General features: G+C 55.9%; 34 protein-coding genes and 1 other RNA gene. 4 read left to right on the top strand and 31 right to left on the bottom strand.

Annotated elements, in window-relative coordinates:
• Positions 1-25 precede the first annotated feature (25 nt).
• The 6 genes from BN1139_RS08615 to BN1139_RS08590 form a co-directional block, all read right to left on the bottom strand.
• On the bottom strand, positions 26-775 hold the full coding sequence (locus BN1139_RS08615) for a phage tail tube protein (RefSeq protein ID WP_005353340.1): 750 nt from the start codon (positions 773-775) through the stop codon (positions 26-28).
• Entirely contained in the window at positions 775-1,221 is a 447-nt protein-coding gene (locus BN1139_RS08610) for a phage tail terminator protein (RefSeq protein ID WP_005353343.1), read from the bottom strand. The genes BN1139_RS08615 and BN1139_RS08610 overlap by 1 nt, the downstream gene beginning before the upstream one ends.
• Positions 1,218-1,643, bottom strand: coding sequence for a gp436 family protein (locus tag BN1139_RS08605; RefSeq protein WP_005353345.1), 426 nt, complete (start codon positions 1,641-1,643; stop codon positions 1,218-1,220). The genes BN1139_RS08610 and BN1139_RS08605 overlap by 4 nt, the downstream gene beginning before the upstream one ends.
• 1 nt (position 1,644) lies before the next feature.
• Entirely contained in the window at positions 1,645-2,136 is a 492-nt protein-coding gene (locus BN1139_RS08600; protein ID WP_005353347.1) for a Rho termination factor N-terminal domain-containing protein, read from the bottom strand.
• Positions 2,137-2,206: 70 nt separating this feature from the next.
• Complete coding sequence (locus tag BN1139_RS08595) at positions 2,207-3,115, bottom strand: Mu-like prophage major head subunit gpT family protein (protein WP_005353349.1); 909 nt, start codon at positions 3,113-3,115, stop codon at positions 2,207-2,209.
• Between the two features lie 80 nt (positions 3,116-3,195).
• Positions 3,196-4,416, bottom strand: a complete 1,221-nt coding sequence (locus BN1139_RS08590) for a phage protease (protein ID WP_005353352.1) — start codon at positions 4,414-4,416, stop codon at positions 3,196-3,198.
• A gap of 135 nt (positions 4,417-4,551) precedes the next feature.
• Here BN1139_RS08590 and BN1139_RS20950 point away from each other — a divergent pair, with 135 nt between their 5' ends.
• Positions 4,552-5,340 (top strand): hypothetical protein, encoded by a 789-nt coding sequence (locus BN1139_RS20950; protein WP_013723582.1) that lies wholly within the window; start codon positions 4,552-4,554, stop codon positions 5,338-5,340.
• 163 nt (positions 5,341-5,503) lie between these two features.
• On the top strand, positions 5,504-5,950 hold the full coding sequence (locus tag BN1139_RS08585; protein ID WP_232297619.1) for an HNH endonuclease: 447 nt from the start codon (positions 5,504-5,506) through the stop codon (positions 5,948-5,950).
• A 182-nt stretch (positions 5,951-6,132) separates the two neighbouring features.
• On the opposite strand, the gene BN1139_RS20945 is transcribed toward BN1139_RS08585, so the two are convergent.
• From BN1139_RS20945 to BN1139_RS08520, 14 genes are all read right to left on the bottom strand, one after another.
• Positions 6,133-6,696, bottom strand: a complete 564-nt coding sequence (locus tag BN1139_RS20945) for a hypothetical protein (RefSeq protein ID WP_074045153.1) — start codon at positions 6,694-6,696, stop codon at positions 6,133-6,135.
• A gap of 151 nt (positions 6,697-6,847) precedes the next feature.
• Positions 6,848-7,171, bottom strand: a complete 324-nt coding sequence (locus BN1139_RS08580; protein ID WP_005353356.1) for a phage virion morphogenesis protein — start codon at positions 7,169-7,171, stop codon at positions 6,848-6,850.
• 140 nt (positions 7,172-7,311) lie between these two features.
• Positions 7,312-8,610 carry a DUF935 domain-containing protein gene (locus BN1139_RS08575; protein WP_005353357.1) on the bottom strand — a complete coding sequence of 433 codons (1,299 nt, stop codon included), beginning with the start codon at positions 8,608-8,610 and terminating at the stop codon, positions 7,312-7,314.
• Entirely contained in the window at positions 8,610-10,181 is a 1,572-nt protein-coding gene (locus tag BN1139_RS08570; RefSeq protein WP_005353359.1) for a terminase large subunit domain-containing protein, read from the bottom strand. Before BN1139_RS08570 ends, BN1139_RS08575 begins: the two co-directional genes overlap by 1 nt.
• Complete coding sequence (locus tag BN1139_RS08565) at positions 10,181-10,756, bottom strand: DUF3486 family protein (RefSeq protein WP_005353368.1); 576 nt, start codon at positions 10,754-10,756, stop codon at positions 10,181-10,183. Before BN1139_RS08565 ends, BN1139_RS08570 begins: the two co-directional genes overlap by 1 nt.
• Positions 10,757-10,758: 2 nt before the next feature.
• Positions 10,759-11,055: a VpaChn25_0724 family phage protein gene (locus BN1139_RS08560; protein WP_005345917.1), complete on the bottom strand. Its 297-nt coding sequence runs from the start codon at positions 11,053-11,055 to the stop codon at positions 10,759-10,761.
• Positions 11,052-11,366, bottom strand: a complete 315-nt coding sequence (locus BN1139_RS08555; RefSeq protein ID WP_005345918.1) for a DUF2730 family protein — start codon at positions 11,364-11,366, stop codon at positions 11,052-11,054. The genes BN1139_RS08560 and BN1139_RS08555 overlap by 4 nt, the downstream gene beginning before the upstream one ends.
• A complete protein-coding gene (locus tag BN1139_RS20940; RefSeq protein ID WP_005353371.1) occupies positions 11,347-11,574 on the bottom strand; it encodes a TraR/DksA C4-type zinc finger protein in 228 nt (75 codons plus the stop codon). Before BN1139_RS20940 ends, BN1139_RS08555 begins: the two co-directional genes overlap by 20 nt.
• 167 nt (positions 11,575-11,741) lie before the next feature.
• Positions 11,742-11,963, bottom strand: coding sequence for a hypothetical protein (locus BN1139_RS08545; RefSeq protein ID WP_005353373.1), 222 nt, complete (start codon positions 11,961-11,963; stop codon positions 11,742-11,744).
• Complete coding sequence (locus BN1139_RS08540; protein ID WP_005353375.1) at positions 11,956-12,273, bottom strand: hypothetical protein; 318 nt, start codon at positions 12,271-12,273, stop codon at positions 11,956-11,958. Before BN1139_RS08540 ends, BN1139_RS08545 begins: the two co-directional genes overlap by 8 nt.
• Complete coding sequence (locus BN1139_RS08535) at positions 12,270-12,845, bottom strand: glycoside hydrolase family 108 protein (protein ID WP_005353376.1); 576 nt, start codon at positions 12,843-12,845, stop codon at positions 12,270-12,272. Before BN1139_RS08535 ends, BN1139_RS08540 begins: the two co-directional genes overlap by 4 nt.
• 106 nt (positions 12,846-12,951) lie before the next feature.
• Positions 12,952-13,347, bottom strand: a complete 396-nt coding sequence (locus tag BN1139_RS08530; protein WP_041202725.1) for a hypothetical protein — start codon at positions 13,345-13,347, stop codon at positions 12,952-12,954.
• 15 nt (positions 13,348-13,362) lie between these two features.
• Positions 13,363-14,109 carry a hypothetical protein gene (locus BN1139_RS08525; protein ID WP_143231912.1) on the bottom strand — a complete coding sequence of 249 codons (747 nt, stop codon included), beginning with the start codon at positions 14,107-14,109 and terminating at the stop codon, positions 13,363-13,365.
• Positions 14,110-14,304: 195 nt separating this feature from the next.
• Positions 14,305-14,670 carry a Mor transcription activator family protein gene (locus BN1139_RS08520; RefSeq protein ID WP_005353384.1) on the bottom strand — a complete coding sequence of 122 codons (366 nt, stop codon included), beginning with the start codon at positions 14,668-14,670 and terminating at the stop codon, positions 14,305-14,307.
• 222 nt (positions 14,671-14,892) lie between these two features.
• Between BN1139_RS08520 and BN1139_RS08515 the strand changes: the two genes are divergently transcribed.
• Positions 14,893-15,426 carry a hypothetical protein gene (locus tag BN1139_RS08515; RefSeq protein WP_005353386.1) on the top strand — a complete coding sequence of 178 codons (534 nt, stop codon included), beginning with the start codon at positions 14,893-14,895 and terminating at the stop codon, positions 15,424-15,426.
• Positions 15,426-16,790 carry a hypothetical protein gene (locus BN1139_RS08510; RefSeq protein ID WP_005353388.1) on the top strand — a complete coding sequence of 455 codons (1,365 nt, stop codon included), beginning with the start codon at positions 15,426-15,428 and terminating at the stop codon, positions 16,788-16,790. Before BN1139_RS08515 ends, BN1139_RS08510 begins: the two co-directional genes overlap by 1 nt.
• Positions 16,791-16,841: 51 nt before the next feature.
• Here the strand turns inward: BN1139_RS08510 and BN1139_RS08505 are convergent, their stop codons facing one another.
• The 11 genes from BN1139_RS08505 to BN1139_RS08455 form a co-directional block, all read right to left on the bottom strand.
• Positions 16,842-17,291, bottom strand: a complete 450-nt coding sequence (locus tag BN1139_RS08505; protein ID WP_005353390.1) for a gp16 family protein — start codon at positions 17,289-17,291, stop codon at positions 16,842-16,844.
• Entirely contained in the window at positions 17,291-17,557 is a 267-nt protein-coding gene (locus tag BN1139_RS08500) for a hypothetical protein (RefSeq protein WP_013723579.1), read from the bottom strand. Before BN1139_RS08500 ends, BN1139_RS08505 begins: the two co-directional genes overlap by 1 nt.
• On the bottom strand, positions 17,544-17,801 hold the full coding sequence (locus BN1139_RS08495; RefSeq protein WP_005353395.1) for a hypothetical protein: 258 nt from the start codon (positions 17,799-17,801) through the stop codon (positions 17,544-17,546). Before BN1139_RS08495 ends, BN1139_RS08500 begins: the two co-directional genes overlap by 14 nt.
• A 45-nt stretch (positions 17,802-17,846) precedes the next feature.
• Positions 17,847-17,916: hammerhead ribozyme type II (locus BN1139_RS20935), an RNA gene on the bottom strand.
• Positions 17,917-17,923: 7 nt separating this feature from the next.
• Positions 17,924-18,118: a hypothetical protein gene (locus BN1139_RS08490; protein ID WP_005353397.1), complete on the bottom strand. Its 195-nt coding sequence runs from the start codon at positions 18,116-18,118 to the stop codon at positions 17,924-17,926.
• A gap of 14 nt (positions 18,119-18,132) precedes the next feature.
• The gene (locus tag BN1139_RS08485) at positions 18,133-18,753 is read right to left on the bottom strand and encodes a DUF3164 family protein (RefSeq protein WP_005353399.1); all 621 of its coding nucleotides are present in this window, start codon (positions 18,751-18,753) and stop codon (positions 18,133-18,135) included.
• Between the two features lie 10 nt (positions 18,754-18,763).
• Positions 18,764-18,943, bottom strand: coding sequence for a hypothetical protein (locus tag BN1139_RS08480; protein ID WP_005353400.1), 180 nt, complete (start codon positions 18,941-18,943; stop codon positions 18,764-18,766).
• A gap of 19 nt (positions 18,944-18,962) precedes the next feature.
• On the bottom strand, positions 18,963-19,211 hold the full coding sequence (locus BN1139_RS08475) for a hypothetical protein (protein ID WP_005353401.1): 249 nt from the start codon (positions 19,209-19,211) through the stop codon (positions 18,963-18,965).
• A 56-nt stretch (positions 19,212-19,267) separates the two neighbouring features.
• A complete protein-coding gene (locus tag BN1139_RS08470) occupies positions 19,268-19,819 on the bottom strand; it encodes a transcriptional regulator (protein ID WP_005353402.1) in 552 nt (183 codons plus the stop codon).
• Entirely contained in the window at positions 19,803-20,405 is a 603-nt protein-coding gene (locus tag BN1139_RS20635) for a hypothetical protein (protein ID WP_005353403.1), read from the bottom strand. Before BN1139_RS20635 ends, BN1139_RS08470 begins: the two co-directional genes overlap by 17 nt.
• Positions 20,406-20,450: 45 nt before the next feature.
• A complete protein-coding gene (locus tag BN1139_RS08455; RefSeq protein WP_005353404.1) occupies positions 20,451-21,173 on the bottom strand; it encodes an AAA family ATPase in 723 nt (240 codons plus the stop codon).
• Between the last annotated feature and the right edge of the window lie 13 nt (positions 21,174-21,186).

Below are 21,186 nucleotides of genomic sequence, written 5' to 3'. Positions count from 1 at the left end.
CCCCCCGCCGTTCTTCAATCAAACGTCACACCGTCACCGGCCGATCCACATAGAAGGGGGCGGTCTCGCCATCCACGGCCAGCAACTCCCCCTCCAGCTCGATCTCGATGGGCTTGTCGCTCATAAAGTCCACCGCCTTCTTGGGGGACAAGCTGGCACGGGGCACCGTCAATTTGATGGCCTCGCCGCTAACGATGCTGCGGCCATCAAGCAGCAGCCGAGCCTTGATCTCCGGCTGGATGTTGCCCGCAATGCGGGTACCGGTCACCGCGTTATAGGTACCGCTGACCGTCAGGCTGCCACCATCGGCTACCGAGCTACCTTTCACCGCCCGCACCAGCCCGAGCGCATAGTTGACCTCGATATCGGTACCCACCACCAGCGCGGTGACCCCTTCCTTGATGGCCAGACCGGTTGACGCAATATTGCTTTTGCCGAGCTGTGCCCACTTCGGCCAGGCGGGCAGAACAACCGGCAGATCAGTCAGCGTCCCGGCCCCCTGATTGATGGGGCTCTCCAGACCCATAAAGGCGGCGGCCAGCAGCACAGGCGGGATCTCGGTGGTCTTGATGGTGACCATGGCAGGCTTGGGAATGTGGTAGTTCTCCCGCGCCTGACCATATTGCCCCTTGCGCTTGCTGGGAATGGAGATCTTCTGGCTGTCGGGTTTCACTTCCAGGCTATCCACATCGATGGGGCCAATCACCCCGGCCGAGACCCCGTTGGTAAAGGTCTCGATAAAGAGATCCCCTTCCAGGTGCAGTGTTTCGCTCATTATCGCTCTCCTTTGAATTTCACTCGGGTAGTAAAGGCAAGCGGCAGATAGGCTGCACCGCCGCTGTAACTGGGTTTGACCGGTGGGGTGACCCGGCGAAAGGTACTGTCACCACATGCTCGCCCACTGACGGCCTGCAGGATGCGGGCAAGCCACACTCCGGCACTGACCTCCCTGGGGCTGGCACGATGCACCAGCACCAGCAACCAGAGCTGATCAAAGCTGCTAGCCCGGCCTGACTGAGTGCCTTCGCTCTCACGTTCACCCTGATAGACCACATGCACCGCCGGACTGTGCTGGCCCAGATTGGCGATGGCTGCCACATCGGTGGCCACAAACACCTCCTTGAGCCCCGCAGATTTGAGGGGGGTCAACAGCTCACGCAGCCGCTCGCCCGCCTGCAGGTAGTCGAGTTCGGTGCCAGACGGGTTGGCGGGTTGGCTCATAGAAAGCCCCCCTTGTCTCGCCCCTGACTCCGGCCAAAGACGCGCCCATCCGAGTGCAGTTGAGCCAGGTTCTGGCTCTCCAGGGTGGCACCATCGGATGCCAACCCCAGCGCTAGCTCCCCCTTGCCAACCGATTTCAGAAAGGCCAGTGCCGCCTCGTTGCGCTTGGCTATCTGCTCCGGTGCCTGTTCACCATAGAGACGGTGACGGGCAATATCGGCGCAGATAGGTACCAGGGCACTCGGGATATGGGCCAGCGGCAAAGGATAGCGACCCGCCAGATAGCCATCGATCAAGGCGCCTGCATCCTGCAGGGCGATGGTGATAGCCGCCTGATCCAGCTCACCGGTCGGCGTCATGGCCAGACGCAGCAACTCGGCCTCGCCAAAGCGGAGCACCATGTCATTGACGCTGGCATACATATCACTGCTCTCCGTTCTGGCCAGATGGCTGCTCATCCTTGACCGGGTATTGCATGTCGGTCGCCGCGATCGCCGTCACCAGTTCGGCCTTTTTGAGCTTGGCCGCCTCCGGGATACCCATCTGCAGCGCCAGCTCGCGCAGCTCATCGACCTTCATCTCGGCCAGCTGCGTGACCTTGCCCGCTTGGGTGGCGTCACTATTCTGGGTGGCAACACCGGCCAGATAGCCCGAACCGGTCAGGACGCCCAGTGTTGAGTCCAGATCCCCAGGCGCCGATGGTGCATCACCTGCCTGAAGGCTGGCGTCTTCAGCCAACCTGACGACCACCAGACGCGGGTCGTTCTCCAGGGTCGCGCACTGCTCAGGCGACACAACCATCTCAGACTTGCCCGGTACAATCGGCAGGCCCGCGCGAAAATAGACCTGACGAACTGTTGACCCTGTTTGGCAAAAAATGCCCACTCGAATAGCCAGTTCCATCTCTTGTTCCATCTCATGTTGTCCTCGTCGAATCTGATAGAGAGGCTGTTTAAACCGAGGGTTAAACAGCCACAACACAGGGTTAGAGGTAGTCAGCCACCACCAGCTCCAACTTGCCTTTCAGCTCGTTGCTGCTGCTGTTCGCCAGCTCTCGCTCCAGCATCTGGGTCGCCAGCTTCTCAAGGGAGGGCGGTACCACCAGCAGAGTGGCCTTCACCCCGAGCTTGCGGCCACCATCGGCTTGAAACTCCCGCATTTTGGAGAAGGAATCCCACAGGTTGTCGGGGGTCAGCGCCCGCTTGTTGGCAAAGGCCAGTTGCCAGAAACCAAAGCCTGCGGCATCACGGCAATCGACCCCGTAACGGAACTCCTTGCGGGTGAATACCGCTTCGTCATCGACCTTGGTCATGGCAATCAGCTGCGGCGACTTGCGATCCTGGAAGATGACCGGCTTGAGGGCGCGGCTGGTATCGAGCAGGAACCAGGGCTCCCCCTGATAACCGGCATCCACCACCACGTTGGCGCTCAGAACAGGGGTACCGGTGCCATCGGCCTTGGGATAGACAGGGTGCTCGGTGTCGAAGAAATACTGGCCGTCATAGCAAGGTGTGGTGAAGCCAGCGCCCAGCAGACCAAAGCAGAGCTCGTCGGGGTGGATCCCCGCCGCCAGGCCCATCTCTTGAAACAGGGGGGCATAGATACCCAGCTCGTCATCTTCGATATCGTTGCGATCGACCGCCACGGTGGCCTCGAAGTCTTCGTTGACGATCTGGTAACCGTGCGCCTTCATCGACTCGATCACCCGATCACCGACCCACTTGCGCAGACTGGGAAACTTGCCCAGCCAGCCATAGGTGTTGGACTTGGTGGTCGATTTGATCACGGTGGCGATCTTGGTGTACTGGGCAGGTGCTTCACCCTTGGCGTCTTCAAAGTTCTTCTTGAAGCCGGTGAAGAGGGCCTGCAACAGCGCGGGAGTAACAATGGCCATACGGGTGTTCCTTCTCTGGTTAAACAGGTTGGTCTGGCGGTCGCGTTCGTCCGATTACGCCGCTACGCGGCTAAGCGAACCTACCGGCCTTTTGCCTTGGCAAACTCTTCGTAACTGATACCGAGTTGATCGGCGGCATACTTGTCATCCGCCGAGAGCACTGCCTCTCCCTTCTTCTCGGGCAGGGTCACCTGAGTGGTCTGGCTGGCGGCCAGGGCGGCAATCGCCGGACGGGGCTCCAGCAACGCCTTGAGGGCAGCCACCCCCTTCTGGGCGGCATAGGCGGTCAAATACTCCTCTTCTGCTGCCACCACCTTGCCCTGGGTACGGGCGTCCTTGATCAAGGTCGCGGTATCCGTGGTCTCAACCTTGGCGCTCAAGGTGGCGACTTCCGTCACCAGGGCGTTATAGGTCTCCACCGGTACATACTTGGCCAGGTCAATCTGGCCACCCTGCACTGTGGAGACGGTCGCCTTGAGCGCAGCCAGCGAGGTGCGCTCAGCAGTGAGAGCTGCCTCCAGCTCCGGCGCCTTTTTGGCAATGGCCTGCAGGGTATCCAGAGCAGCCAGAGCGGCAATCCCCTGCTCGGCAGTAAACTGGCCATCGGCACCCGGCTGGATGCCGAGTTTGCCAAGCAGCGCGATCAGGTGTTCGTTCATGGATTTCTCCTGTTGTGCAACATGGGATGAGGTGGCCAGCTGGCCGGGTTGGGTAGACATAAGGCTTGAAGCGGGTAACGCACTCAAAGCGGCAAGCGCCTGCATGCCCACCACACCGGGGTCATTGGTAATGGCGGTCATCCGCAGTTCCAGCGGGCGGCCCTGGGCGTCATAGGGAAAGACGGCAGACAGGAATCGGTACTCTTTGGCAGCCACCAGGGCGGCAGCCCGCTCCGTCCAGCGCGGCTTGATAAAGAGCCCCTGCCCTTCGCGCCATGCAATCTCGTCACTGTTGTACCAACCGGCCGCAGGGGCTGGCTGGCCGTTCTGGTCAGTCTTGAGGGTCTGGTGGTCGTAATCGATCAGGATGTCTTGCCCAAGGGCTTTGGCTCGAGCAATCAGGGCAGCAGCGATTTGCCCGTCCAGTTGCCAGTGACCACTCGCCACATCGAACGGACGACCATCACGGGCCTTGAACGGGCCGACCGGCAGCAGCTGGTACCAGCCATCGCCTTGGGGGGTGAGCTGCGCATCGAGCACCGCCAGCCGCTCCCCACTGACGGGGTTGGCTTGGAGGATGGCCACGAAGGGCGCGGAGTATGGGGTCTTGGATATGTTCATGCCGCCATAGTGCGGCGGCATGAAGGGGGATGGGGTTTATGGTGGCTTAGAATACATTTCACACACCCCAAAAGCATAACATATTGATATACAAGAAATTTTATTTTAATATTTTTATCAAACACCAATATGTATTTTCTGATTCTGGTACTTACTATGAACGAAAGTGAAAAATGTCGGTTATGCAAAAACCAATCAAAATTACAAGTGTCACATGCAATTGGCAATGCCGTATTCAAAAGAATATCAAGAAAAAGTTCGGGAAAAGCTATTTTATTATCCAATGACATTCATGAAGAAAATAAATATAGCAGTGATAGTTGGGCTGAACACATGCTGTGCAGAAATTGCGAGGCACTATTAAATGATAATTATGAAAAATACGGTTTAGATGTATTAAGGGGAAAAATTGGGAAGTACAACAAAACGGAAGCAGGTATTATGTTTTCAGGGTTAAACCTACAAAAGATGAACATGTACTTTCTCTCCATACTATGGCGCATGGCATGTTCAGGGCATCCCAACCACTCTAACGTATATATAGAGCCATCAATTAAAGAAATATTACGACAAGCCCTTATAAATAATTCACAAATACCAACATGCCAGATCTCTGTAAAATTGAGCAGGCTAATAGATAAAACTCCAACTGGAGGTTTTAGCTTATCTAATTTAAAAGATATAATTCTTGCCCCATTAATAAGGGAAGGCTCAATTTGTTTCATTTACGAAGGGTTTGTAATAGAGTTTTTTATACCTGGATTGAAACGTTCGTTAAGCTCACAAGCAGGAGTTATCAGAAAACGACAAAAATATCTCTTTGTTCCATTTGTTCACTTTTCCGACATTACAGAGCTTTTTGAGGTGATGCTAGTCGCTTATGGAAAGCAGATTGAAGGAAAAACTACTGTCCCTATGGGAAAAAACCAAAATGAATACCAATAAACTAAACGATAAAATCTCATACCCTGAATTGTTCACTTTACAGCAATCTAAAACCACGCTATCAATTGACTGCCGCTGTATCGTAAGGTGAGCGGTGTAAGGCTGATCCGGTTGTGCCGGTCAGTACCCGCTCTGAGCCTATACAGGCCGACGGGACTTCAACTTGAACCGAAGTCCGCCCGGCCATTCTCCAATCCATACCGTCACGGACTTCAATATCAACCTTATTGAGGTCACGACCATGGGTAACATCGCCAAACAACGCCATCAGGCTGCCGTTCGTCAATCCTTTCACTGCTTCTATTGCGGACTGCCGATGTGGGAAGCCTCCCCTGCCGCACTGATGCAGCAATACCGCCTCACCCCTGCCGAAGCCCGGCTATTGCAGTGCACAGGGGAACATCTGCAACCACGCGGCGAAGGTGGCTCGAACCAGACCACCAATATCGTGGCCGCCTGTCGGCACTGCAACGGCACCCGCCACAAAACGCCCAAGGTGCTATCCCCTGAGCTGTATCAGAAAAAGGTGCGGGCGCGGGTGGGTAAAGGCGGCTGGTTTCCTAAAGGGATCACCAGCAAGGTCAAGGGGAACAAAACCAATGGTGTTTAAGGCTGTTTAACCGCGCCAATGGCCAACACCTTGCTATCAGGCTGACCACCCACCCTGGCGGGTGATACCAACGCAGCATGGCGCATCACAAGCGCGCAGTCCAAACAGGGCTCCCATGGGGAGCCCATTTAATGTTCGATGCCTACCACATCTCACATATTATGCTTGCTTTGCCAAAGAGATTAAGACTCTGACAATCTGTAAGACATTGAGTTACTACCAACTTCAATAATCTCAATGGTTACACCATCCATCTTTAACTTTTTATCTGCAGGATTAAATTTAAACTCTGCAGTATTAGGTGGTAGTGCATATATTTGTGCCTCTGGTTTTTGATATTGCGTTACAACAGTATTGCTATTTGTTGTACCAACGGCACTGTAATTATTTACATTGAGCGTTGAAAATGAATTAGTGTTTGCCACAACACTATTCCTACCATATCTGGTGAATACACTCTCATTGGATTGGATTTTTACATCTGTAAATCTCAAGACTGCCATACCGTCAGAGTCAAATCCCATAAAGCGCAACTCTGACATGCCTTCTTGGACTTTCCCACCATAGATGTCAGCTTTGCCAAATACATTTGGCAAATCGCGAGTCTTGTTTACTGCATAGATTTCACCACCTACATACACAGTCTGAGGTTGATGAAATGCTTTTGAGTAATCCTTATAGTGCTGAATTTGAGCACACCCCGCCAAACTCAACATACAGACAAACAAGAATAATATTTTTTGCATTAAAATGGCGCCCCACAACAATTAATCGCCGCCTAATAATGCAATAGCAAGAAAGTAATTAAAATGAAAAGTGCAGACTCACATAAGCACCGTACAGGGATTATTCAGCTTTGTTATAACAACAACACCAATGATGATTAAATGTATCAGGTTAATTGTGCTGGTTCGACATATCCAAATAAAGGCTCAACATATCCAACACACTCTGTTTATCCCCTTCTGACAGCCCCAGAGCACGGCGCTCTGGCAGGTTGATCTCGGGACGGCCGAACTGTTGGGCGGCACCGTATACCATGGGCGTACCGAAGTAGAGAGAGCGGGGATCGGGCTGGGCAGCCAGCAATTCTGGCAAAGCGCTGACCGCCGCCACACCGTTCCCCTGCTCCAGTGCAGCGAGCCGTGCCAGCAAGCTGGCCAGATAGTCGCTCGCCTCCACCAACCCCACCATATTGAGCGCACTCTCGTTATTTGCCATCTGATTCCCCCTGCTGCTTGTTGTGCCAACGACAAACTGACGTTACCGCCCCCTCACCCCAACCCTCTCCCGCAAGGGGAGAGGGGGCTAAAGAAGAGCGGGGGCTAAAGAAGATCGGTCGCTAATAACAGCCACCGCCATCACCCCTCCCCTTTATCAGCTGGCGGTTTGCTGGCCGACGTAGCAGCGACCAGTTGCGGCTCATCGGGTTCAGCCTGCGGGATCTGCATCTTCTTGTGAGCCCAGTCGAGCGGGATGCGCATGCCGCAGGCGGCCAGCTTGGGCAGGCTGTCGGCATAACGGCAGATATCCTCCGGCTCGGTCACATCAAACTCCAACCGGGGGCTACGGCGCGGCCCCTGATAGCTCTTGCCGTTCAGGGCATAGAGGGGATAGACCAGATCGCGGGTCAGGGTGGCGGCCAGCTGGCGGAGATCTGCATCCCGTACCTCCTGACGCACCTCGTTATGGACATTACCCAGAGCATTGGTCGAGCTCTTGCCGTCGGCCTGCGAGGTCAAGGTGCCCCCCAGAATGGCCTTGCTCATGGAGCGCTCGCACCACTCCATCATCACCACAAAGGGATCGGCCTGACCGCTGGCGGCGTTTTGGAACTCAATCTCCATCCCGCGCGGGATAATGCCCCCAGCGTTATGACCGATGGAGAGCACCGCCTGCAGCAGGGTAGCCTTCTCTTTCTCGGTCGCCCCTTCCGGGTATTTGCCAAGGCGCACCGGCAGGCCGTAGATCTCCAGAAACTCGGCAAGATCCCGCACGCTGTAGTTCTTGAACAGAAACGGCCAGATCAGGGTACGGACAAGGCCGGTGCGGGCCAGATACCCCGATTTTGACTTGGCCTTGTGCAGCAGCCAGCCAAAGGGGTTGAGGGCAACCCCTGCCTGGCTGCCGTCTCGCAAGCGCAGCTGATTGCGATCGTCGGGGTGGGTCTGGAACCAGGCAGGGTCGCGCCAGACGATGCCCTTGGGGATCTGCAGCCCCTCGACCATCTCCCAGCCGCTGAACTCCTGGGCACTGAACCCCTTGAGGATCCCGTCGGTGGCGTCAAAGATGGCATCATCCAACCAGGTGAAGTCCTCCAGCAGCTCCCGGATAAGCTCGGCATCGCGCTTCTCGGCCGGGGCCGCGTTGCGGGGCGGCTCGATTGTCCAGCTCACCCCCAGCAGAGCGCGGCGACGTTTGCCGAGTTCACTCTGCAGGTGGGCGTCTTTCTCCTCCATGTCTTCGGCCAGCTCGCACTGGGCGATCAGGTTGCCCTGTTCTGCCTCCTTCAATGCGGCTGCCGCTCTGCTCGGGGTAAGCCCCACCGTGGGGTGTTCGCTGTAGTGACGGCGCAACTGGGCAAGCGCCGCCGAGTTCTCGGTCTGCGGATCCTTTTCAAGCCGCAGGGGATTGCCGTTGATATCGATGATCCTGCCCATTACCAGGCCCCTCTCTCGAACGAATGATGGTTATCGCCCCTTGCTTCATCGCGCTTGTTGGGCAGTGGGGTGAACTCGATAGCGCCCCCCTCCATCCAGCTGGCTCGCACCGCCATGGCCAGCGCCACCGCAAAGTCACCGTGACGCTGTTGACCCCCTTGGCCGGCGTGTTTGGAAAGAGAGCGGCCCTTGTCGATCTTGGGAATGCCATTGATGACCTGGATTTTCCCCAAGTCATCCTGCACGTCTGCATGGCGCGGGATGGTCAGGTTGCCATCCTCAAACTCTGCCTTGAGCTTGGGCATCCACTCCCGATACCAAGGGTCATTGAGCATTACGCACTCAATCATCCCGGCACCCCAACGCAAGCGGGCAGCCTCTGCCAGATAGCCGCCGTTACCGGTGGCATCGAAGGCCGCCGCAGTGAAACGGTGCAGCCCAATCAGCAGGTAGAACAGGATCTGGCGTTGGCTCTCATAAGGGGCATTGACCAGCTCCACCACAAAGGGCACCTGTTTGCGCAAATTGGTAGCGATGGAGAGCGGCACGAACACCGACAAGTCCCCTTTGCGGGCGAAATCTTCTCCCAGCACATGGCGACAACTGCGATCGAGCGCTTCCAGACAGGGCTTAAGGTTCTCCTCGCACCAGATATCCACCACTGCCTTGCGGGTCTCCTCGCTCGAGAGCTCGAAGTCTTTGGGGGCGGTAAAGCGCAGGATAGGGATATCCGGTTGCATCGCCCGCTCGATCAGGGTGCGCTTGATATAGACGCCGCTGCTCTGCTTGGGTACGCAGAAATACTCCTCAAGGGCATCCTCTTCGGTGGCGGTGGCCTTGAGCAGCCCCGCCTTCCAGGCGTCCTCTGCTTCCTGTGTCCAAAGGCCGCCCTTGACCTGGCAGATCCGGCGATAGAGCCCCTGGCGGCAAGCATCGTCCAGGCTGATGGTATGGATGGAATACTCTTTGCGGCCCGCTCGGCTGTCGTTGATGAGCTGGTTAAACAGGTTATCGACGCCGTTATGGGTACTGATCAAGCGCACCTTGGCGCCCCACATGGTCAGCGCCATGGCGGCCTTCAACACCTCGGCCAGTCGGTCGTGGAAAGCAGCCTCGTCGATGGTCACATTGCCCTGCATCCCCCGCAGGTTGGAGGGGTTGCTGGAGAGCGCCTGCACCTTGAAACCCGAGGCGAAATAGACCACGAAGGTGAGGATCGCCTTATCCTCGTCGTCGGTGAATACCTCCTCCTGGATCTCACCGGCTGCCTTGTTGTACGCCTTGGCCCACATCGCTACCGCATCGATAAACTCGCGGGCCATCTCCTTGTTGCTACCCACATAGAAGTGGTGGCAACCCCCGGCCGTCTTGGTCTTGGCGGCCGTCAGAGCAGCATCAGCAGCCTCCGCCCAGGTGATACCGGTACGGCGGCTCTTCTCGGCGATCTTGAGCGGGCTCTCGTCGGCAATCCAGATCCGCTGGTACGGCAGCAACACCTCGTCGGGGTTGTATTCGGTACCCAAGGTCTGGGCCAACTGTTGGGCGATAGGGGTCTGAGCAATGGCAGTCATCAGGCAATCCCCAGGATTTCGCGACGTATCTCGGCGGCGGCTTCACCACTCAAGCCCGCCTGAGTCACAATGGCTTCGGTCTTGGCTGCTATCTCTTCGGCAAATGCCTGGCGGATCTCCTTCTCCCGCTTATGACTCTGCATGGCGGTCGATTCGAGCCGCTGGGCCGCCAGCATGGCGTTTTTCAGCATGTCGATATCCACCGCCTCCTCCGGGTTCTGCACCTGAGCCAGCATCGCCTTGAACAGCTGGGAACGGCCCAGCTCCAGAATAAGCTTGGTGGTCTCCCCCATCGGCTTGTCACCAAGCTGGGAGGTTAAGGCAGCCGTGGTTTCACGCAAATCCCGCAGGTGCTGGCCGACCTGTTCAACCTGGCTGGCATGACGGCTCAACCCGGAGCGGGAGAGCTTGAGATCATCGGGCAGCCCAGCCTCCTCGATCAGGCCGTTGATCTCATCCAGGATGGCGGCCTGACTGTTGCCCTTATCCCGCAGCATCTCGTTGAGCGCGTTGCGGATGGACTCAGGCAGCAGCCATACCTTGCTGGCGCGGCCTCGGGTCGGTTTATCGGCCATGGTCAATCCTCCGCCCTGGGCTTCTTGACGCCGGGCACCGTTGCACGGCCCTCTGCCGCGTCCTGCCCCCGACCGGTCAGGTGAGCCACCTGCACAGTGGCCAGTCGCTCGATGCGTACCAGCCCCTGCTCTTCCAGCCAGGCCAGCAGGGTCTTCACCCGATCCCGCGTCACCCGACCGGTACCCAGCTGGTCGAGGCAGTCATTGAGGATTGACTCGTTGGCGGCACCACCGATATCCAGCAGGGAGCGCAGGATCACCAGCCGCTGCTGCGCGTCCAATATTTGTTGAATGCTCATGGCTTCTCCTTCTGTACGGCGGCGAGCTCATTTTCCAACAGCAGATCGGCAAGGCGGCGGGCTTGGCGCAGCTCCGGCTTCACCTCCCGCAACTCCCCCCGCAGCTCGCTGATCTCCAACTGCAGCTTGTGCAGCTCACGCTCGCTCGGCAGATCAGCCAGTACCTGCTCAACCCGCTGCACTCTCTGCACCAGAGCAGTGAGGTCTTCGCGCTTGGCGTAGGTCTTGGAGAGCAAGATGATGACCACCAGCCCAACCAAACTGGCCAATGCATAAAGAGGCCCCCAGTTCTTAACGATGAAATCCCACACGGGTAGCCTCCTTGCGCTCATACAGGGTCTGGCACTCGATACAGCGCTCGGCACCAGGCTCGGCTGCAAGGCGGGAGGTCGGGATGGCTTCGTCACAATCGCAGCAGATACCATCGCCGTGTGGCCTTGCCCTGTTCTGGTGGGCTTCGATAATGCGCCCAGTCCGATCGGCATCGGCCAGCTGGGCACGGTCTATATGGTCTGTCACATGACCTCTCCCGGAGCCCATCCCATTAGGCTATTTCACTTGCCATTTTGGCCCTGGGCAGTGCTCGAAAGCCTCACGTACTGCGTGTACGCTGCGGTTTCTGCGCGCTGTCAGAGACCAAACTGGCTGCGCCAATCACGCCTACTGGAACAGGCTCATACAGTGTTCTAACGGACGGTATGAGTCGCCTTGATGCGGCCCCAGATGGCGAGCAGGCCACCCACCGCACTGGCCAGATCCACCAGAGTGGATGCCAAGCTGGCTTGGGTACCCGCATCGACCGGCACACCGAACAGACCCGCAATACCGGCCCCCACGGCAATCACACCACCGATCACGGTGCGGCTTTTAAAGGCAGACTTCGCTTGAGGTAACAGGGAATCAGGCATGATGGACTTCCTTCTTTTTGGGGTGAAATAACGGAGGTTGGCAATGACGGGCACGGGCCCGCAGGCGATCCAGTTCGGTCACCGAACGCCAGCCTTTCTCAAACAGGGATTGACGGGTCTGGTGGTGGCTATAGAGCGGGATCGCCTTCGGGTCAGCGATCTGATTGGCCAGAGCGGCCTTGAGATGGGCTTTGCGCCCATCCTTGAAGCAAGCGAGGTAACGGGGGTTCTTGAGCTCAGGAATGCCAAAGCAGCCCGCAGCCTGGATCGCGGCCGCCGCCTTCTGTTGCTTGATGGTCAGCACGCTCATGCCACCACCTCGCCAACCACGTCGGAAAGGAGGTAGCTCTGCAGACGCAGCAGCCGGTTGATCCAGCCATCGGCATTGGCCCATTGACTCGGGTCTTTGCGCACAATGCCGTGCATGAAGCTGGCCCGCTGCATCATCAGCGCCAGCAGGAACGGGCCTTCGCCCTTGGCGCCCAGTTGCTGTTTGAGCCTACCAATCGACACCGGGCCAAGGCGGCCATCTGCCATCACCCCCAAGACCTGCTGCAGCTGTTGGATGGCGCGTTTCGGCCCGTGATGCACCGCTGCATCAAACACGGCGATAGAAAGGGCCGGGCTTAAGCTCGCAATCAGGTCACAGCGGGCGGGAGCCCAGTAGTTCTGGCGGTAAAATGGCTCGGTATGGGCGGGGGTCAGATCACCGATAGCGATATCGGGTACCCCATCCCGATCGAGGTCGGCCATGCCGTCCTTCTTGCCATCGGCGGCATCGGCGATGCCGTACTTGGTATGACCACCACGGTCGGCGGGATGGTTGACTTCGCCCCCTTCCACATCGGGACGAAGCAGCCATTTAAGTGCGAGTGATAACATAAAGGCCCCTCGGTGAACTGCGTTATCAGCAGCGTACCGAGGGGCCTCTATGGCATGGGTTTATGGTGGGTTACAGCTAGCAAGCAACCTTAAAAAATGAGGAATTTCACCTCACTAAGCGCTCACATTTTTCACTCATTTCCTGGCATTTAAGGAAAAAACGCTCAGCAGTTTTGATACTCTCAAGAGCATCACTTTCACTCACATCACGATTCAAGTAGTAATCGGCAATGACTCTTTTCCCTTTCTGCTGCTGAAGCATCGCTGCCAAACCTCGCAATACTGCTTTATCATAAGGCTCATCTTTAGCAGGATTTTTAAGGTATTGAATAAGACCGTCATGTGCATGTGCACTGTAATTTGGAAGCGAAACCATTTTTTCCTGGGCTTCATGAAAGATTGCGTAATATGAGCGAGCTACAGCATTTCTGTATCCAATTTCATCGGCTCTTTTGGCGGAATCAATGGCAAAATCGAGAAAGTTTTTACTCAATACAGACACTTAACTCCCCCTATTCTACCGAGCAGCACAACGAAACCAAGCTGTTGCAGGAATATCTAATAAATTGTCTAGCTCAGCAACTTCCATGGCTAAATCATAATTCATATCAGAGACAACATCAGGCTCACAACGGTCGACTTCGAAACAGACCATAGCTAATCCTTCACCTACACCAAGCCCAGAGCTATTTATAGACTTCCTATACTTGGTAGCAATACGAAGACAAGCCTCTGATAAGCGATGTATATCTGCCGCTTTCACGCCGAGTTCAGCTTCTAAATTTTGTAAGCGACCGATGAAGGCCTCTGAAGTTGTTACGATATTTTCCCCATGTTCATTGGGATAATACTTGCGAAGTTTGCGTGAGAAAGTGCGAACCTTCGCATCATCAAACATCACTTTGGCCGACTCCCAAGCTGTTTGTACCAGATCCGGGTCCTCAAACTGTTCTGCAAACAAGTATGCATGTTGAAGAAAGTCAGTATTGCGGCCAATCCGCTTTAGATAGGTACAGAAATTGATACCTACACGAGGTTCGTAAAATCTCTCCATCGCTACACTGAAGGACTCAATCGCATCATCCTCTTTACCCATTGCACCAAAACACAGCGCTGTAAGCTGTAAGGATGCTACAGGATTTTCAATAGAGCGAATCTCACGCTTAATCTTTGCAGCTTCCCATTCAGGCATGATTTGCCCTGCATCAATGTATGCTGTCAAAGTAGTGTGCAGTTCTGATGTTTTGGGGAGTGGTGCTGCCATAAGACCTATACGATCAGATGATTGGGAGACTAGTTTGTATCTGTTGTACAGTACCCTCTGGGGTAAAGACAACTAAGAATAGGCGAGGATTCTACATAGATCTCATTCGAACAACTACAAAAGTTATCGCAAATGCTGCCGAGACGCCCCGAAACCAAGTTAGATTCTGATGAAGATCTTCAAAGAGCCTGTGGGCTATTGACGATCAAACAAATCAGGTTGAAACCTTCGCCGAGCCAGCACATCAATATTCCGCCCATTGAACTCATCCCAGATGGCTCTGTCCCGCAGTGCAGCCTTGAGATGTTCCCCGGTAGGGAGGTAGTAGGCTCGGCCCCCCATGTAATGGGCCTGTACCAGCGCCAACTTGCGGGCCTGAGCCTTGGCCAGATCCGGCTCCATCCCCCCTCTGACCAACTCGCAGGCCAGCACATCGACCAATTCGGCCAGGGCTTTGGGCCATTTGGCCGTCAATTCGGAGGCAGGGATCTGGTCGAGGCGATCGACCAGTTGCCCCAGTGAGGCGTGATCATCGGCAAAGAGATCCTGATTCTGTTCCATGACTCCCCCGGCAAAACAGAAAAAGCGGTGCGCCGATTAGAACACAGGCCATTTTATGCGCACATTAGTTGCACTGCAGCCAGCCACCATGGAATCAACTGCCATGTGTGAGTCCCTTACCGTGACCGAATTAACAATGTCATCAATTTGCCATTGAACAGGTATGAATTGGGTATACATTACTTCTCTGCGTGTTTTTTTGTAGCCATATGGAGATATGTAATGAGTAAGGAAGCTATCTATAAAAATCTGGAATCTTTGGCACCGGTCGTAAAGGTACTCGGGGAAGTGGACAAAGCCTTAAACGATAAGGAACGAATTGATTCTGACAGTGATGATATCAAGGAAGTGCTGGCTGCCGCTGGCGGTGTCGGTGCCGGTGCGGGTATTGGGTTTGCAGGTCTTTATTTCGGCGGCGTAACTGGTCTCTCCGCTGCTGGCATTACCTCTGGTCTGGCTGCAGCAGGTGGCCTCGTGGGTGGCGGTATGGCTGCAGGTGTAGCTGTTCTGGCGGCACCTGCCGTGCTGCTGGGTGTTGGCGCTTACGCTTTCGTATCACAACGTAACAAACGCAAGTTGAAAGAAAAGAAAGAGATGTTGCTGCAAGAAGCGATGAAAAAGCAGAACGCCATCATTTCAGAACTGCGCAAATCCTCAGACGACAACAAAGCAAGGGCAGACTATCTGACCAAACTCAACACACTCCTGCAATCAATCATCATTGACCTTGAGGGTGACTTGAAGGTGGCTGCCTGATGAGCAATGACAAGGGTGATTATCTCACCGATGGATTGAGGGTTGCAGTTCATCACAAGCAAATGCTTGATCAACTGGGCTCCGAACATGATGAACAGCGTCATAGCCTTGATGCTGCGATCAACTCCAGTGAAGCCTTGCTCCGACGCTTGGGTAAGGCATTACCGGTAAAGGACTCCAGCACGTCAAACTCTTTGCACGTAATTACCCCTGTCAGGACAAAATCATGGGAAGAAATCCTTGCAGAGGCTAAACAAGCAATACCTGCTGAGGTCGATTTTAATGATGTACTGACGCCAGCGGAAATTGATGCTGTATTGGCAAAACATCAGAAACTCGGTGAGCACCTGGGTTGGCTCGGCAGCCTTGATCGATACGATGTTGCACTGGCTGTTTCTGCGGGCATCCTCTCCGGGCTTATCGATATCTTTCTTGTCCAGGTGCCCGCACATCCGGGGTTTTTGGGTAGCCCTGCTTCGGAAGGGGGATGGCTATCCAACAAGGTCAAGGAGCTTTTTGGCGAAGTTCTGCCACCAGAAAAGATCAAAGAGCTTGAGGGGTTGTACAAAGTCTCTTTCGATCCCTCAACTAGCAAAGGTCTGGAAGAAGCGGTTGCTGGATTGGGCCCTCGCACCCATCGTTACCAATCATTGGGACATGACCCCATCCTAGGTTTCATTTTTGGGGTCAAAGATGTGTTGTGCGGTGAATTTACTGCCATTGATAAGTTTGGCAACGTGATTGTCCAACAAACTGCTGCGCCATTACTGGAGGGGGAGCATTTTATTATTAGGCTCCTGGAGGCCATCAGAAAAGTTGGCGGTCATCTGGCATCAGATGTAGCAACATCAGCAGGCCTGCCCGCCCCCCTGATGCCCCTTCTCTCTTTCTTTCAATTCGGAACGATAGGAAAGCAAGGCTACACCATCGCAGAAGTTGCAAGACAGATGTATCGCAGTGGATATGACCTGCGTCATTTCATTGCGGCATCAGTGCCATTGGCGATCAGTGAATTGATTGTTCGGCTTGGCTTTATGGTGAGAAAGCTCAATGCAGGAGCGACACTGGCCGAGGCATTTCCCAATGCAGCGCATCCGCAACTTCGTCGCCAGCTGCTGATTGCACATGGTGTGGCCGGTGTGATCAATGCAGGCAAAGTGACAGTGACCAGCAACCCCTTATCTATTAGCTGGCCACTCGTTTTAACGCTGCTGCGCTATGGTATGCCAGAAATGATGTATTTGATTTATGGCCAAGAAAAAGAGAGAGCAAAGCTGGTTGAGACCGAGATAATGACTGACTACAGAGCCATTCATCAGGAGCTGGATACACAGCTTAAGATGCTCCCTCACATCGTGATATAGGCTTGGTAAAATGCAGCCCCGCATCGCGGGGCTTTCTTAAAGGTAAATATATTATCTTGCAGACCACTTCTTCAGCGCCTCCAGCACTTTGACAGCCAGAGGCGCATCCAACCAGCCCACCTCGGCCACCCCTACCCCACCGTTTAAACGGGCCGTCATCCGTTGCACCCAGTGGTTTAATGCGGTTTCCGAACCATCCCTGATGATGCCAAGGCGGGCCATCTCACACCAGATGGCCCTGATCTTGGCAATTTCATTGACCCTGATGTGGCTACCGGCCGCAGGACTTAATCGTCTGTTGGCTGCATGGCGAGCAGGCTTGGGAATAAAGCCCGCCGCCTTGAAAGCTGCCAACACCTGTTCCAGCTCCTGTTCGCTCAACAGGGCGGCGCTGCGCTTGCCGGTGTGGCTGGCCAGCAAGTCGCGGTAACTCTCATCCTCGAGCGCCAACGCACGGCGCCCTACCTGTACCAACCGGATCAGTCTGCTGCGTTTATCCATCACCTATCCCCTCCCCGTTCTGCCTTGCTGTCATGGTGCTGCCCGGCCACTCTCAGCTGTTGGTAGTGCTCATTGAGGCACCCCCGACACCAGCTGGAGAGCCGAGTGGCATCGCTCGCCACACCGAAAAACTCGGTATCCCATGGCCAGAACTCGCCACAACGGGGGCAGCGCTGCTCCAGCCCCAGTTCGGTGATGCAGGCCCGACCGCTTTGCAGGCGGCGAGCCAGAATATGGGGGGCCAGCAGGGGGCTATAGATGGCCATGGCGATCCCCTGTTCCGTGTACCCCACCACCATCTCTGGCCGATTTGGCCTGCTGCAGTTCGGCCACCAGTTGCCAGCGCATCTGGCAGGCTTCTCCGGCCAGTGCATGAAAGCCACGGGCGCGCGCCTCTTTATCAAACTGCTTGAGCTGTTTGCACACAGCCCGTTTCTCAGCCGCAACCAGTGCAATGGCTGCGCTGCTGAATATCTTGGTAAGCCGAATATCCATCTCTGTTTTGGTCATCGCCGTGCTCCTTGTATCAAGACGGTGAAGACCTGGGCCCAGATCGTTTGGTTGCTCATCAGTACCCGGCCACCACACCGGGTAGACAAGGCGGCATTGCCGCCCTGTTTCGCAGCGGGCCATTACTCGAACTGCAGTGGCGTCACCCCTTGATACTCCTCGGCATTGAGGGGGGCAGGCCCCAGCCCCAGCACCCAGAGCAGGGCTGCCTTGATGCCATCTTCATAGGTGTCGTCGGGGTAACAGGTGCCCTCGGTTTCGGTGATCTGCTCACAGAGCAGCAGTTGCTCTTCGGCTTTTTCCACGTTGATTTCCACCGCGTATTCCTCCTTCACAACTTGGCCAGATCCAGGCTCATCTGGATGTAACGCCCGTGGGCGTCACGCTCATAGAGCCGCAGATATTGGCTGGTACCGGTCACCTGGATGGCATCGACAGCAGCTTGCATGGCCAACAGCCAATCCGGGTCATCGATATTGAGCTGGCGCAGGGAGAGCACCTGATTTACGTCGATATGACCGCTCTTGGATACCCGAAAGGCATGGTCTACCAGGGCTCGGATCTCGCTGCTAGCGCCATCGCTCCAGCGGGCGATGCACTGGTCAATCAGCGCTTTGGCGGCCTGGATCCGTTCATCAAATTTGCGGTGCTCCCCCACCGCCCGAATAAGCTTGTAACGGCCATCAAAACTGAGCAGGGTCACGTTGCCCTTGGTACCGCCCCATGCCACGCCGTACTGCTCTGCGGAGAGATCAACAAAGTCGGCGATCTGTTGCATGGCGCCAATCTTGAAGGCAGCCAGCTGTGCGCGCTGCTCGCGGGCAGCAGCGATAATGGCCAGCACCACTTCATCGCGCAGCTTGTCTGCCGGGGCGATCAGGCTTTCCGGTACCCAGTGCCCCTGAGCGTTCTGGCGCATCGGGGTGGTACTGGCGGTTTGTGCTTCTTGCATGGGCTTCTCCTTAATGGATCTTGTTGCTGCCAGGCACCGGAGGGCACATCACGGCGCTGTACTGCTCTGTTGTCGCGCTCGCCAGCTCCTCCTGATGGGTCGCGCTGCAGAATTCGAGAAACTTGGGTAACTGGCGCAGCACCACCCGCGCCAGCGCCTCGTCTTCTATCTCAAGCTGGATCTTGCTCATTTCATCCCCCTTGCCGGTTTCAGGATTCTTGGCGCCAGTGGAGCAGGCAGCCGCCAAAGCGCACCAGGGCAACTTCACGCACCACGCCCGCCAGACATTCACGGCTCAACACGGCGCGCGCTTGCATCTCTTTGGGCAGTGGCCCGGTGACCGCCAGCAGCGGGGTATGGCAAACCCGACTGGTGCGAACGTCATATCCCTTGGCCGTCAGCCAGTGGCTGAGTTGCTCGGCGGTCTTTTGCAAATTGCTGTGCAGATGCTTTTTCATCCCGTTCTCCTTGTGATCTCGTCACCGGGCCCACCGCGAAAGAGCCCCGCCAACCCTTATTTGCCTTCTTGCTTGTCGAGCAGTCGGTTGTATTTGATGGCCATGATTTTCAGCTCTTCGGCCAGCAGTTCACTTAGAATGCGCAGGCTGCTGCTGGCATTGTCGCCATCGCTTTTGGCCTGTCGGCGCAATCTGGAGAGGGTGGCCTCGGCGTCATAGCGAGCCGTTTTCTGCGCCCCTTTGCCCTGCTCTACCGATAACCGCATCGGGCGACGCAGTTGCTGCGCCTCGGTCAGCTGGCTATGGGGGCAACCGCTGCGGCATGCCTTCCAGAGCTTGATATCCATCGGACTGCTGCCCACTTCGCTGGGGCCACGGCGCTGGTGAGCGAGACACTGATGCGCCGGGATATCCCCCAGGATGGGGCACCTCACCTTGTTGCCCATCAGGGCCCCTTCCACCAGGGTCTGTACCCTTGCCATATCGCCGGGATACTTTTCGTTGCAGACTTGGCTGATGGTGGTGCGAGAGAGCCCGAGCTTCTCGGCCACCTGGGCCAGCGAGCTGGCCGCCACTTCGGCCTGCAACACCTCAAGCCACGTTTCCATGTGTCTCCTCCTCCCGTTGGAACGGGTATAACTGCTGCTGGTTTTGATCCCAGCAACCATGGTCACGACACAGCGGGGCATAACGGCCTGTATCCCTGACCAGCTGATAGCGTCCTGTCAGGCCGTGTCTGGCGGGTACAGGCAGCAAACTGTCAACTTTGAACAGCACTTTGACGTAACCGGCTTTCACCAACCTATCGGTGTAAAACCAGGCTTGTTTCTGACCCGTCTCTGCCGTCAGCATCAGGTCTGTCAGGGTGAAGAAGCGGCTGATCTTCATGGTGTTCCACATTTTCTGTTGATTGGTTTTGCGCTTGTTCCTGCATTTGGGCCGCTTCTGGCCACTGCTTTTGCCAATCGGTGGCACGTATTGAGCGCTAACCACTTTGAAATAGGCCGGGCGGGATACCACGCCGTCCGGGTGTTTAATGAGGTGGCCAGCGGCCAACCAGTCACGCACGACCTTGTAGATATGTGCCTCAGACATTCCCGTCACGGCGATCACGTCCTTGATCAGAAAAGTCTCTTGCTGGCACATCCATTCCCAGGCTTGCAACGTCATTAGCGTTGCTTTTGTATCAACCACTGGAATCCCTCCCGTGCTTTGTTTTTATTGGCTGTAGCCTGACGGCTAGCGACTGCGGCGCACGTCATGGAGCAGTTCGCTGGCGTCCACATCCTCCAACCGGATAATCCGGGCATCAGAGGCCATGGCCATCTTCTCGATCTTGTCGAGGGCCGAGACGATGGTGCGCACCACGCCATTGGAACGCTTGCGAATGAGATCCAGCAGGGCATCGTCGATCTCCACGTCCACCTCCAGCATTTCGCTGGCTATCAGGGACACGTCTTCCAGATCGGCGGGTTTGAATTCAATCCACTGAGAGATGCGGTTAAACAGCTGCTTGCGCTGACTGATACGACGGGCAATCTCTTCCATGCCCACCAGGATCAGGGGTTGTTCGGTGGCATCGTAGATATCGCGCAGTGTCTCCATGATGCGGGCATTGCCGACCACGTAATCCGCCTCATCCACGAAGATGGCCAGCTCTTCGGCACGGACGGATTCAATGATGCTATCGACCTGGGCCCGCAAGTTGTGGCGCTGGGGAATGCCGATCTCTTTGGCGATCTGCTCCAGCAAACTGGTCACAGTGTCGGCCTTGTAGCAGCGGACATAGATGCCGTTCACTTCGTCCTGGTTGAACAGCCATTCCACGGCGGTGGTCTTGCCAAAGCCGGAGGGGCCGTGGATTAGCCCAATACCCGGCACTATGCTGGAGCGGTTGAGCAAGTTGTCGAGCAGCTGCTCGGTCTTGATCATGTTTTTGACTTCAACGATCTTGTGTTTCATCGTGGTTTTGTCC

It is taken from the genome of Aeromonas veronii bv. veronii (assembly GCF_000820225.1).
GTDB lineage: Bacteria > Pseudomonadota > Gammaproteobacteria > Enterobacterales > Aeromonadaceae > Aeromonas > Aeromonas veronii.
This window is presented reverse-complemented; position numbering and strand designations above follow the sequence as displayed.